The sequence below is a fragment of the Belliella calami genome (genome assembly GCF_022549695.1).
Classification (GTDB): Bacteria; Bacteroidota; Bacteroidia; order Cytophagales; family Cyclobacteriaceae; genus Belliella; species Belliella calami.
Window position 1 is genome coordinate 171,513 of the sequence record NZ_JAKZGS010000004.1, and the last position, 13,955, is coordinate 185,467.

General features: G+C 37.1%; 8 protein-coding genes. 2 read left to right on the forward strand and 6 right to left on the reverse strand.

What is annotated here, in order from left to right:
- Positions 1 to 42: 42 nt before the first annotated feature.
- The 4 genes from MM236_RS07410 to MM236_RS07425 all read right to left on the reverse strand — a co-directional run bounded on the left by MM236_RS07410 (position 43) and on the right by MM236_RS07425 (position 9,589).
- The gene (locus tag MM236_RS07410) at positions 43 to 708 is read right to left on the reverse strand and encodes a hypothetical protein (RefSeq protein ID WP_241274321.1); all 666 of its coding nucleotides are present in this window, start codon (positions 706 to 708) and stop codon (positions 43 to 45) included.
- Positions 698 to 3,721 carry an N-6 DNA methylase gene (locus MM236_RS07415; protein WP_241274322.1) on the reverse strand — a complete coding sequence of 1,008 codons (3,024 nt, stop codon included), beginning with the start codon at positions 3,719 to 3,721 and terminating at the stop codon, positions 698 to 700. The genes MM236_RS07410 and MM236_RS07415 overlap by 11 nt, the downstream gene beginning before the upstream one ends.
- Before the next feature lie 405 nt (positions 3,722 to 4,126).
- Positions 4,127 to 6,271 carry a RagB/SusD family nutrient uptake outer membrane protein gene (locus tag MM236_RS07420; RefSeq protein WP_241274323.1) on the reverse strand — a complete coding sequence of 715 codons (2,145 nt, stop codon included), beginning with the start codon at positions 6,269 to 6,271 and terminating at the stop codon, positions 4,127 to 4,129.
- Positions 6,272 to 6,292: 21 nt separating this feature from the next.
- Complete coding sequence (locus MM236_RS07425) at positions 6,293 to 9,589, reverse strand: SusC/RagA family TonB-linked outer membrane protein (RefSeq protein WP_241274324.1); 3,297 nt, start codon at positions 9,587 to 9,589, stop codon at positions 6,293 to 6,295.
- A 299-nt stretch (positions 9,590 to 9,888) separates the two neighbouring features.
- Here MM236_RS07425 and MM236_RS07430 point away from each other — a divergent pair, with 299 nt between their 5' ends.
- Together MM236_RS07430 and MM236_RS07435 are read left to right on the forward strand one after the other, a co-directional pair.
- Positions 9,889 to 11,421 carry a rhamnogalacturonan acetylesterase gene (locus tag MM236_RS07430; protein ID WP_241274325.1) on the forward strand — a complete coding sequence of 511 codons (1,533 nt, stop codon included), beginning with the start codon at positions 9,889 to 9,891 and terminating at the stop codon, positions 11,419 to 11,421.
- 340 nt (positions 11,422 to 11,761) lie between these two features.
- The gene (locus MM236_RS07435) at positions 11,762 to 12,550 is read left to right on the forward strand and encodes a gluconate 5-dehydrogenase (RefSeq protein ID WP_241274326.1); all 789 of its coding nucleotides are present in this window, start codon (positions 11,762 to 11,764) and stop codon (positions 12,548 to 12,550) included.
- Positions 12,551 to 12,708: 158 nt separating this feature from the next.
- On the opposite strand, the gene MM236_RS07440 is transcribed toward MM236_RS07435, so the two are convergent.
- Positions 12,709 to 13,341 (reverse strand): NAD(P)H-dependent oxidoreductase, encoded by a 633-nt coding sequence (locus tag MM236_RS07440; protein ID WP_241274327.1) that lies wholly within the window; start codon positions 13,339 to 13,341, stop codon positions 12,709 to 12,711.
- A gap of 174 nt (positions 13,342 to 13,515) precedes the next feature.
- Positions 13,516 to 13,953 (reverse strand): SRPBCC family protein, encoded by a 438-nt coding sequence (locus MM236_RS07445; protein WP_241274328.1) that lies wholly within the window; start codon positions 13,951 to 13,953, stop codon positions 13,516 to 13,518.
- Positions 13,954 to 13,955 lie beyond the last annotated feature (2 nt).

Here is a 13,955-nt window from a genome sequence, read left to right on the forward strand (position 1 = left end):
AAAACTTTCCTGTAGTGTCTGAAAGTGAGACTTGAGTTTTTTTTAATGTTGAATATTTTCACTAAAATCAAACATCAAATGATATATTTTCAACTGATTATTGTCTTCGTCAGTATGAATTGAACTATAATGAAATTCAAATTCATTTATGAAAGTATCCCGAGAAATCACTTTCGTTGTTTTTATTGAAGTGAATGAAGTAGTTAAAAGAGTATTTATATTCCTCATATTTTCATCAATTTCCAAATCTTCTACTATAAACCCTATCATACCATTCATTCGGTAAAACGATGCATAATATTTGCAAACAAATCTATCTAATCCATTTCTTATGTACTTGGCATTCAAACCACTTGTTCCTGTTGTCTTTACGTTGTCCAATCTTTTACATTCAATAATATAATATTCGTCTTGGTCGTAAAATCGATTAGGATTATGAATTCGAATATCAGTTCGTCCGGAAGTTCCTGTTTCTGGAACTTCTGGAAATATGAAATATTCAAATTCTATCTTTCTTTTTATTGATGAGTTATTAATGTATTGATTGACCAAAACATCTCGAATTTTGTTTTCATCATTTTCAAGAGCTACGTTATCAGTCTTCATTAATCGATAGCAAAAAGTAATCTTTGACAAGATTTTCTCAAACTCATTATCATAAAATGGTATTGAACCACTAAAATTTGATGCGTCTAAACTACCGAACATTGAAAGCTTGTTTTTTGCCCGCATTTAAAATGGCATCAGAAAATTCATTTAAGTCTAGTTGAGCAATGGCTTGATGCCAAAGTCTTTTTTCATTAGGTTTAACAATGTAGAACCCATCCTTTTCAAATCCACGAATGTCTTTTTGAATAAATAAACGATCTGTTATTTTTTCATTTCCAAGAGCAGATAGAGTTTTCAAGACTTTATCATTATTAGTATCAACGAAGTTGATTAGTTCAGTTTGTTCATTTATGGTAGTGAGCTTGAAGAATAAACCAAGCAATTGATTAGTGTGATGTACATATACAACTAGTGTCTGATTAGTCTTTATAAAGATATCATTAAACCTGTCTAAAAATAGATTGATGTAGTTTTGAAGCTCTTGACTTTTAGGATCTAAAGAAGAGAAAATTTTCTCATATCCATCATGCTTCATAATTATTGGAATAACAACTTGATTTGAATAATTAAGTAAATCCATTTCCCGATTAGAAAACTCAAAAGCTCTAAAAACATGACTATCTATACTCTTTATAAGAATATTTAATTCATAGTTAAAAGGACCTATTTGTAAGCTCTCTAATGAGTTTTTCCTTTTCTTAAGATTAATTATTTCATCAACAGTATTTTCAATTTCTTTATCAGAAATAAAAGGAATATTAAATTTTTCAATGTTATGAGCTTGTTCTCTTTCTATACCAGAAGAGCTAAACGTTTGTAGATTTAGGTATGAAAATAGTTCAGAATAAAGAATGCCTGAAATTATTTTAAGGTCTCCTGAGTCGTTCTCTGAGCGAGCACTAATTGAAGTTAGTGCATCTTGAAACACTACATTTTCTTCTGAAAAGGCAGACCAACATCTAAAATCGGATTTAAATCCTTTTTGAATTAAAAGAAGAGGAGCATTGAAAAGGCTGTTTTCTCTAGCCCTATGTACAAATTGTTTGTCCCACAACTTATTCGAATTTAAATTAATCCAAAATGCATTAATGTCTCGCTTTGCATCTATGTATTTTTGACCTATTTTATCTGATACATCCATTTTACTTCCACCCCCTGACTGTATTCCTTGCCCATAGGTATACTTTTGCGAATCAGCGATTTTTTCACCAATTGTCTTGTATGACTCTCTTAGACGTTGAATCAAATTAAAGTCCAAATAATTACCATAAACCAATACTTTCCATAAATAGTCAAATTCCTTCAATCTACTTTGGACTACTTTCTTATAGTCTCCTCGTTGAATCGTGAAGACTTTAAAGAGGGAGAAGAAACGACTTGGTTTTAGGGTAATGTGCTCAACAATATTTTCATTTGTATTTTTATCAAAAGCGAATTGATAAAACAATACTACGGCAGGAGCGATGGCTTTATCATTTGATTTATCAAAAACCTCCTTTCTAACAGGTGCAAGTTCAAAGACTTTGTTAATAACAAACTGGTCAAGTAAATATTTTCTAAACTCTTGTGCATTAATATTATACAAGATTTTACTTGTCGCTATAAAAGCAATTTTAGTTTTATCTAAGCTAAAATCACTGACTCGGAGAATAAAGGCTTGCGCTATTTCACTATTGCTAATCTCTATCTCAATCGCATATTTACCTTTTTCTAATTTCTTTCTTTTGTTTATATATTGATCGAATAACGGTTTTTTTTCTCCTTTTCCTCTTCTCCATGGAGGATTACCTAAAATGAATTCGAAAGAAACATCCCCTAAAAGGGTATTAAATTCAGCTTCTGTATTAAAAAAATCTTCTGAGAAAAAATTTTTATTATACAATAACGGAAACTTAAAAGACTCAATATCTGAAGGCTCCTGATAATCTAAAAGCGTGAGGTAAATTGAGAATATAGCAACATTGATTGCACTTTTATCCTTGTCTATTCCAAAAATATTATCGGAAGCCAACTGTATTAATTGCTTTTTGTATTCCTCAGGATTATCTAGATATGAAGGGTTGTTAAGTTGAAATTGCTCTATTATTTTACGCAATGTCTCAACCAAAAATATCCCTGAACCACATGAAGGGTCAAGCACTTTGCAATCATGTGAGTTTGGTTGATTTCTAAACTTCATCCCAACAGTTTCAGAAAGCATATAGTCAACTAAGAAAAGTGGCGTATAGTACGCTCCTTGATTTTCTTGCTGATTTTGCCCAATGAATAGCTCGTAAACATTACTGATAAATTCCACGGGGATAATTGAGAAATCGTAAAGATTGAACAAAGATATTTGCCCAGAAGCTACTTCATCTCCAGACAACAATTTAACAATGATTGAAAGACTACTTGATGAAATCGAATCAATGTCATCATCGGATATTGGAAATAAATCTCCGTTAAATTTCTTTTTCAAATACTTAAAAAATGCTTTAACATTTTGTTTATCCGATAAAAGACTACAAAACTCAAGGTTAGTCCATTTACGTGATGTCCCTTCTTTTTCAAAATCCAATTTTACCTCTCGATCAATTAGGTAACGGACAAAAATGACTTTCCCCAACAATGAATTCGTAAGATCAATGGGTAAGCCGTCATCAATAAGTAATTCTCTTGTCGCTTTAATATTGTTTAGAAGGTGATAATCAATTCGGTTACTATAACTAAAGTCTTTTTGATATTTTTCCCAAGTTTTATCTGTTACAAGTTTGAAATATGAAAAATCCTCTAGCTTTTCTGATTTTCCAAATAAGCGCAACGAATCTTTCTTTGTAATGAATTCAAACCCATTATAAATTTCCAATGAATCACCTTCTGTAATAATGACAATAGGTGATTCATTGAAATTCCATACTTCTTTGAGCTTTTTCTTTTTATCTATCGGTGAATCAAAAAATAAAATGAATGGTTTATTGTCAATTGAGAAAAAAGCATCAGGTTCAATGACATTATTCAACAGCCTTTCTACACGATTGGAAAACAAACCTTTCCAGCTGTTCTCACTCGTGAAAAAAAGCCCATTTTCTTTTGAAAGCCCAAGCTTATCAAATATTTGCTCTAAATGTCTCAATTAAAATATTATTTATCAAAAACCATTTTATTAAGATTAAATCTATCAAATTACAGCTAACTTCATTAGAAGCAAATAATTTATAAAGTCAAGTTACAAACTAAATTTGTTAATTTTTTCTTTAAATTTTATTATCCTGTAAAATTGAATTTCGATCAGGCAAAAGTACAAAATCTAAAGTACTTATTCGCTTTTAAAAAATAGTTTTCATACTGGAAATCTTATTCCCAACTCTAATTTTCAACAAAGTATTTTGCTTATTCTTTTATCAATTAAGACTAAAACTTGAAAGTCGAAGATTTACGCTAGTTTGTTAAAAACAACAGTCTACATAATTTACAAAAAATCACCAAGGGACACTTTTAATCCCTTGGTGATTATTTAAGGTTATGCTAAACTTTTGGATTAATATCCAGGATTTTGATAAGCTGATCTTGTTGCTTCATCCAATGGCGCCCCGGTTTCATCTGTCAATTGCACCAAGTAGTTGAATGGCCAAGGTCTGAAAGTATGGAAAGGTTGCATTTGTCCTTTTCCATTTCCATTTTGTCCATTTCCTCCTCCGGTATTGGAAGCCACAGGCCAAAGTCCAGTTCTGTTGGATGCCATCTGATTGTAATGCATCACTCTGTCATAGAGTATTCCTGCATTGTGCAGATCTTCCCACATGATCCCTTCGGCCAAGAACTCTCTGTTTTTCTCATTGTATATAAAATGGATAAACATGTCTCTTTTTGAACCTACCGAAGGAATATAACCCTCACGGTTAGCTTCAGGCGTACCCGGAGTGAAGTGGTTTTCTGTTATCATGATTGCATTGTAGGAATCACCAATGGCAGCATATGGTGCTTCCAATTCTGAAGCATCCAAATCTTGTGCTTCAGGGTACCACTGTGCAAAGAGTGATGGTCTGTTTTCTCCAGCCTTGAATGCCGCTCTTTGTCTCAGTACATTGATATCACCTACAGCAGAACCATAGTCTCCTTTGCGACCATAAGCTTCTGCCCTAATCAAATAAGTCTCTGCCAAACGCATCAAAATCACATCTCTCGTACCGGCTTCTGAATTGAAGTTACCTTCGTCATTGCTACCACCTCTCAAAGGATCGACATATTTTTTAACAGACAAATATGGGGCAGTTTGCGTTGCCAAGCCCATGTTCGCACCGTTGATAAACAATCTGTAGTAATACCTTCCTGTAGTGGAAGACCTCACCCATCTTACCATAAACTGATAAGGTTGGCTCATTACTTCCATTGAATCCAAAGCATTTTCACGGTCATTTTCCAAATAAATAATAGCTCTTTGGCCATTCTGAATCCTTCTGTCTCCAGCTCTTACTTCAGGTTGGTCTGCAGGCTTGTTGGCATTCCACCAAGCTGCAGTTTCTGCTGTCCAAGCAAAGGATGAGGAATTGGATCCCATATTACTGATGTATTCATGTCTGAAGGTTTTTGCATACCTTGAATCATGCATCTTGTCTTTGTAATTGTCATAACCATGATCTGTAGGCTTGAAAGTACCAAAAGGTCTTCCATAGATCATCGCCCTTGCTACTCCTGACTGCTCGGTATAGTTGCCAACGTGGTAATTGACAGATCGATTTCCGAATCTACCATTTAGTCCAGTATTCACATCAAACTGACCTGCCCACAATACTTCAGCGTGTGGACTTGTTTCAGAAATTGCTGGATCAAACAGCATGTCATAATCAGGTGCCAATCCACCAGCTCCATCAATTACCTCGGTAGCTATCTGAATGGCATTGTCAAGATCTGTAGGAACATTACCTTTATAGAGCATTCTCAAAGACTCTTCACTGCTGTTTGCAAAGTCTGCTGCCTGAGCCCTGTTAAGGTAAAGCTTGGCCAAAAAATGACCCGCTGCCCATTTTGTCAACCTACCCCTTGGAGCTGTGGTTGGCAAATTATCATAAGCAAAAGTTACGTCTTCTATTATTTGCGCATAAATATCTTCCAATGATGATTTAGGAAAATTATATACCCCATCATCTGTCCTTCTAGGTTCAAGCAACAAAGGTACATCTCCCAACTGATTGGAAATAAGATAGAATGCCCATGATCTTAGGAATAAGATTTCTCCTTTTCTTTGGTTTGCAAAAGCTTGATTTGTACCAAATACTCCAGGGGCTCCATTTTCCAATACATCCAAAGCGATGTTACAGTTGTTGATATGGGGATAAGCTCCCATTGGTGCAAAATTCGAATTGCCTGCTCCTAAGTAATTGAAAACATTATTTGCAACACTACTTAAATCATTTCCATAAATCCCAACTTCCATTCGGGCCCATGCAGGGGTAGTACTCATGTAAGCATCTGTTTCAGCTTGCGTGATTCTTGCTCCATTGGCATCCCATTCGTGCTTTACTCTTGCGTATACATAAAGCCCATTGATCAGAGATTCTAATCCGTTTTCGTCGTTGTAATAATCTTGTGTTAGATTGGAGACTTGTCTTTCGTCCAAAAAGTCCTGGCAGGAATTGAGCACTCCCAACATTGCCAAGGCTACTATCCAAATATATTTTTTCATCTTTTTTCCTTTTAAATTTGATTAAAATCCTGCTCTCAAAGTAAATACTAAACTCTGTGGTAAAATGGTGTTACTGTTCATTCCACCAAGTGGATCTCCTGCACCATTTCTGTTTTCCCATGCGGTATCATCATCAGGATTGATTCCCCATCTGACAACATCTCCACCAAAAATAAACGGATTTACTACTTGCATATTCAGCTGTAAATTTGCCATGCCAAGTTTCTCGATATACTGGATCGGAAAATCGTAAGCCAAAGAAATGTGTCTAACTGTTACAAATGAACCATCATTAAATTGCATTGGATTAGCAATATTTTCTACATTGGCACCTATGGTAGGCATTGGCCATCGTCCATTTGGATTATCAAAGCTCCATCGATCATTTTCAACTCTTCCATTTGGAAATGTTCCTCCCATACTTGGGTATCCACCAAAATAAGTCTGTCCAAATCGACCATAAGCCATAAAGCTCAAAGTCCAATTTTTGTAATTGAAAGTATTGGTAATACCACCAGTCCATCTAGGCTGTCTAGTACCCACCACAACTCTGTCATCACCATCGATTCTAAAATCTCCATTTTGATCCACGATTTTGACAGTTCCAGGATAGAAATTATGACCATTGGCATTGAAAAGAGCCATTTGCTCCAAATCTTCCGTTGTATTTTGCCAGATTCCATCATGTTTGTAATCGAAGAATGAATGAATAGGATAGCCAATGAAAAGATTGTTGGCAATCATATCTTCTGCGCCATTCACTAGCTCAAGAATTTGCTCTCTGTTAGCACCAAAGTTGAAATCTGTCTGCCATGTAAAACCATTTCTCTCAAGATTGATCGTAGATAAGGTTACTTCTAATCCTCTGTTTCTGGTACTTCCTATATTTTCAAATTTTTGGACATAGCCTGTCACAGCAGGAACCGATCTTCCAAAAATCAAGCCTCTGGTAGTCATGTCGTATACTTCAACTGCACCCGTCAACCTTCCATCAAAAAGGCCAAAGTCCAAACCAGCATTCCACTGAGTCGTTTTCTCCCAACCTAAATCAGGATTCTGTACAAGCTGAGGCAAAAACCCAATAGCAGCATCACTTCCGAATACATATGGATTTTGACTCAAAGGACCTGTTGTAGTGTATGGATTTACAGCTGAGTTACCTGTAATTCCGAATCCAAACCTTGGCTTCAATTCATAAATCCAGGCTACATCTCTCAAAAATCCTTCTTCTTGCATTTTCCAAGCTGCCGAAAAGGAAGGGAAAAAATCCCACTTATTTCCAGGCGCCAATACTGATGATCCATCATATCTTCCAGATGCAGTCAAAAGGTATTTATCTTTCAAAGAATAATTTACCCTCAACATCCAAGACTGGAGCGTGTTTTCTGTAAAAGAAGTACCATAACTGTCTGGACGACCTACTGTATTGGAATTTAGTGAATACCATTGACTTGCTGGAATCACAATGTTTGAAACACTCATCCCCATTCCTTCTCTTCTTGAATATTGAGAAGATTGAAGCAAGGTGATTCCAAAAGTATGGTCACCGACAGTTTTATCAGCAAACAATAAGTTTTCAACTACCCAGGAGAAATTTTCATCTTTTGACATTCCTGCTGTGTTTGGTCTCAAGTTGAGGTGATTTGAAGAGTTTGGACCAGTCCAAGAACCATTTCTGAAGTTCCTTATTTGTCCACCAAAATTCACTCGGTACTTCAACCATGGAGTGAAAGTCACCTCAGAAAAAATATTGGCTAAAATAGAAGTAGTCCTTCTTTCGTTAAGTGCTTGATCGATATCCATCAATGGATTCCACAAATTCAAATTACCTCCAGGATTTTGGATAATTTCACCATCTGGGGTCCTTGGCACTGCATACGGAAACTGATTGTTGGCTCTAGAGAACAGATCTTTGGCACCAGTATTACTCGTGTTAGGACCCATAAAGCCGTAATTTTGGGTTGAAAATGATCCCAAAACTGAGGACCCTACAGTCAGCCATTTGGTTGGAGTTACATCTCCGTTGATGTTTAGTGTGAACCTTTCGAAATCCTGATCCCTCTGTACACCAGTCTGGTTGTGATATCCTAGAGATAGATACAACCTTGATTTCTCTGTTCCAGATGAAAGTGACAATTGGTGGATATTGGTAATACCCTGTCTAGTAACATCATCTCTCCAGTTGTAATCTCCTACATTGTTTGAGTTGTAAATAGGGATTTGATCTGGCCATCCCAAAGCTCTTTCTTCGGCTGTAGTAGGCCTAGTTCTTGGAGTCACACCAAATTCTTCCCATTCATATCCTTGCCATACCATATCCCTTGCGATAGGATCCTGACCAAGCCCCATTACTTGTTGGTCCAAAAATGGATCTGGATACCATGGTTGGGCTGGCTCGTTTAGGTTTTCATTTTCTGCATCACCATATAATCTTCCGTTGATCAGTGATTGTCTCCAAAGGTCTACATATTGTCCTCCATTCATCCAATCAGTTAAATTTCTGTAAGAATCCATAGAGACGGTTGCACTATAGTTTACTTTTATAGAACCCTTTTGACCTTTTTTGGTAGTCACCAATATTACGCCGTTTGCACCTCTCGAACCGTAGATTGCCGTAGCCGAAGCATCTTTCAAAACTTCTATGGACTCGATATCATTGGGACTGATGTCATTGAGAGAAAAAGAACTCACACCCAGCTGAGATACGATCGGGATCCCATCGACTACATAAAGCGGCTCGTTTGAAGCATTGATCGATCTGTTTCCACGAATCCTGACAGCAGGCAATTCTCCCGGACGCATGTTTGTAGTCACATGAACACCTGCTGCATTTCCTTGTAGTGCTTGTGAAATGTTAGCTATCGGCCTTTCTTCCAATTCTCTGGAACCTACACTGGTAATGGCACCAGTCAAGTCACTTTTTTTCTGAGAACCATACCCTACCACGACTACTTCTCCAAGTTGCTGCAAGTCTTGTGAAAGTTCAATATTAATTGTACTGGAAGAATCAACTCGCATTTCTTGTGTAACATAGCCTATTGATGAGAATACCAAAATTGCATTATTGTCTGGCACAGTAATACTATATGCACCATCAATATCTGTAACCGTTCCTGTTGTGGTGCCTTTGATGACCACATTTACTCCTGGCAGTGTTACGCCATCCTCTTTATCAGTAACTACTCCAGAGATGGTGACATCTCTTTCATTATCTATGTTATCGGCACGGGACACTGTCAGGCCTAATGGAACCGTCAGCGCCACTACTAGCGTCAGACGAATCCTAAAATAGTACTGAAGCAATAAATTTTGTTTCATTTGTCTTGGGGTTTCGTTTAGGTTTATTATTGAAAATTGTTTGGATGTTTTTAATTTTAGTATCCCTTTAGTTATGAGTTTTTTGAATTGAATGATTTTTAAATTTAAATGGATCAATTAGGAAATCAATCCTGTTCTGTCATGCCTACATTCATATAAAACAAGTTTAGTTAAAATAATGAATTTAAAACTCAGGTTAGGACAGGATGGATAAAAAGCAATTTTACCATAGTTTTCCGAAGAGATTAAAACATATAAAATCAATTGAAGTCTGTGAAAGCAAGTCAAAGCCAAAACCCATGAACCAAAAAAAATTCCATTACTTTAGTTTAAAAGCCATATTTCTTGTTGTTTTTACGTGTGCTTTGACGAGCTTTACAAATGTTCACCTGATATCCTCGGATTCTTCTGAGAAAACAAAAATTTACTTAATTGGTGACTCCACTGTCAGAAACCAATCTGGATCAGGAGGTCCAGGTCAATGGGGATGGGGAACATTTTTACAGGATTTTTTCGATAGTGCAAAAGTGGAGGTTCATAATCACGCAATGGCAGGGAGAAGTACAAGGACATTTGTAAAAGAAGGTCGATGGGAAAAAGTGATGGAAAACCTCAAGCCTGGGGATTATGTCATCATGCAGTTTGGTCACAATGAAGGAAGTCAGCCTGATACGACAAGAGCAGGATATCGTGGAGTTCTGAGGGGAATGGGTGATGAAACCAAAGAGCTAACCTGGCCTGATGGTACAAAGGAAACAGTTCATACTTATGGTTGGTACTTGATGAAATTTATCGAAGATGCCAAGTCAAAAGGTGCAAATCCAATAGTCGCTTCCATGATTCCAAGAAATAAATTTCAAGAAGGATCTGTCGAACGAGCCAGTATGGATTTCGGACTTTGGGCGAAGGAAGCTGCTAGAAAAGGAGGTGCGGAATTTATAGACCTAAATGGAATTGTTGCTGACCAATATGACAAATGGGGTCAAGAAGTAGTCAAAGGCCTTTTCGAAAAAGACCACACCCATACCAATGAAGCTGGTGCCAGGATTAACGCTTGGTCAGTCATCCAGGGAATCAAATCCCTTAAAAATGAAAAACTCCTTTCCCTTTTACCAGCCAAAAAACCAACCTTGTACCTGATTGGAGATTCTACTGTCAAAAATGGTCAAGGTGATGGCGCAGGAGGATTATGGGGATGGGGAGATTTTATAACCCCGTTTTTTGATCAAGAAAAAATAAAGGTGGAAAACCACGCTTTGGGAGGGACGAGTTCACGAACATTCCAGACTTATGGACTTTGGCAAAAAGTACTTGACAAGATTGAGCCGGGGGATTTTGTTATCATGCAGTTTGGACATAATGATAGCAGTCCACTGGATGACGAAGCTAGAGCCAGAGGAACCATTCGAAGTGCCGGTTTGGAAGCACAGCATATCTACAACCCAATTACCAAGCAGCAAGAGACCGTCTATTCTTATGGACAATACCTTCGAAACATGATATTGGACACCAAAGCAAAGGGAGCTACAGCCATCGTCTGCTCTTTAGTGCCAAGAAATAGCTGGAAAGAAAACAAAGTCAACCGAGCAGCTGATGGATTCGGGCTTTGGGCAAAGGAAGCTGCTGAAAATTCCGATGCGATCTTCATAGACCTCAACGCAATCATTGCTGATGCTTATGATGAAAAAGGCGAAGCTTATGTTAGAGAACATTATTTTAACACAACTGATCACACGCATACCATTGAAGCTGGAGCAAAATTCAATGCAGAAGCTGTAGTAAAAGGAATTTCCTCTAAGCCTGAGAATCCGCTAGCCGGATTTTTGAAATAATTATTGATTGAAATTGCAATAGATATTATGACTATCTGCAATGTCGAACAATAGATAAAAAGAGACTCTAAATGTTGTGGGTAATCGTCAACAACTTAAACGCCGTGTCCTAGACAATAGGTTATAAACAACAAAAACTCAAAGTCTTCACCCAACAATATTTGTTTGGCTTTGTGCGAGCTTGTGGATAACCTTATTTGACATAAATAAACCAAATTCAGTCAACTTAACTATCCTGTAGTATGGTATACCAACGGTACAGGACGAATCAGGATGGGATGATCAATTTATCATACTAACTTTAAGATTTACTTAATCAAACCTTAAACCTTAATATTTAATGAAAGAATTATTTGACTTGAGTGGCAAAAATGCCCTCGTAACAGGAGCAACTCACGGATTGGGAATGGCAATGGCTACTTCTTTGGCAAAAAGTGGTGCTAACTTAATTTTCAATGACATTGATCAGTCAAAAATAGATCAAGCGATCAAAGATTACGCCGAAAATGGCATAACTGCACATGGATACCTTTTTGATGTAACTGACCAAAAGGCAGTAGATCAAAACATCACAGCAATAGAGAACAAGTTTGGTCCGATTCATATTTTAGTCAACAATGCAGGTATCATCATGCGTGTTCCAGCTTTAGAGATGGATCCAGAGGATTTTAGAAAAGTAATTGATATAGACTTGGTTTCTCCGTTTATTGTGTCACAACGTGTGGCCAGGACAATGAAAGATATCGGTGGAGGTAAGATCATCAACATCTGCTCCATGATGAGTGAGTTGGGTAGGGATTCTGTATCAGCTTATGCAGCAGCAAAAGGCGGCTTAAAAATGCTGACAAGAAACCTAGCCACCGAATGGGCAAAATACAATATCAACGTGAATGGCATAGGGCCGGGCTATTTTGCTACTTCCCAGACTGCTCCAATCCGAGTTGGCGGTCATCCATTCAATGAATTTATCATCAATAGAACTCCAGCGGGTCGTTGGGGTGATACTGAGGATCTTCAAGGCACGACTGTTTTCCTCGCAAGCAAGGCAAGTGACTTCGTCAATGGACAAGTAATCTATGTAGATGGCGGAATCTTGGCCACAATTGGCAAGCCAGCAAACGAGTCTTAATAATTGATTTGGGGAATATAAAAGCTTAGCTTTTTGTCTTTCGCATCTCTCGCAAACTACAAAAGAAAATGCAGTGAGTTCTGAGCTAATTTATTGTTGATTTGATCAATTCCAGAAGTCTAAAAATTAGGGGTAGGTCACACCTACCCCTAGTTGTTTTACTTTTTTATCAAAAATTCCTCCGTTGGGATGCGGACTTTTTTCATAGAACCCAACCAATCTCCTTCAGGATTAGCATAACCTACGTACATCAGAGATACACTTTTCAACCCTTCTTTTTCCAACTCCAGAACTTGATCTACAACCTTGTTATCAAAACCTTCTGCTGGTGTAGAATCTATCCTCAATTCAGCTGCTTGAGCCAACGAAAGTCCTAATGCAATATAAGCCTGACGGACAATATGTGCGAAATTCTCCTCAGCTGACTGCTTTAGGTAAATTGCCTTGAGCATGTCTGTATATGAACTAAAACGACCACGAGGTAGTCCTCTTTCGTCAGTCGTGAAATCATAGACTTTGTCAATTCTCTCAGCTGTATATCTGTCCCATGCTGCAAACACAATTACATGCGAGCAATCTCGCATACAATCTGGATTCAAAGATCCTTTGACAAGCTTTTCTTTGGTTTCTTGGTCCTCAACTACGATCAACCTAAACGGCTGCAATCCCGATGAAGTCGGGGCCAACCTTGCCGCTTCTACGATTTTATCGATATTTTCTTTACTTACTTTTTTGGATGGGTCATACGCTTTCACAGCGTGTCTCCAATTCAAATCTTCAATGAGTGACATATTTTTTATTTTGAAATGATTACAAACAGAATGACCAGCAAAGCTGGCAAAGCTTGTATGATAAATATTCTTTTAAATTATTTGATAACAGATTCAGAAATGATCAAAAGGCGATTTCAACACCACAAAGATAGCGGTAAATTTAATTGCGCACAATTAAAAACCAACACACCTTTACTTTAGTTCAAAAAAGTTAAAAAGACTTTCTTTAATTAGATATTCCCAACCTTCCATACAACTCTCTCTGCTAAATTCTGGAATATGATCAGGAAAATCTTCCAAAATCTCCACGGTAAGTCTGAGACGTGTAAATTTGCCTTCTTCAAACAATTCAAAAGAAACAGTCGAGTCTCCTTCGTAACCACCATATTTCCAGTTATACTTGATAGATTTGCCAAGTTCTACTTGGATGATTTTCCACAAGTGAAGAAAGTAATGCTTGTTGTGACGAACAAAAAATCTTGTTTCAAATCCTTCCTTGGTTTCAAATGCTTTAATTGAATTAAAAAACCAAAGTTTCATATATTCAACTTCTGTAATTACAGTCCAAACAGTCGATATCGATGCTTCAAATGTCTGCTCTACAACAATTGGGGGATCAGTTTTTTTCATCT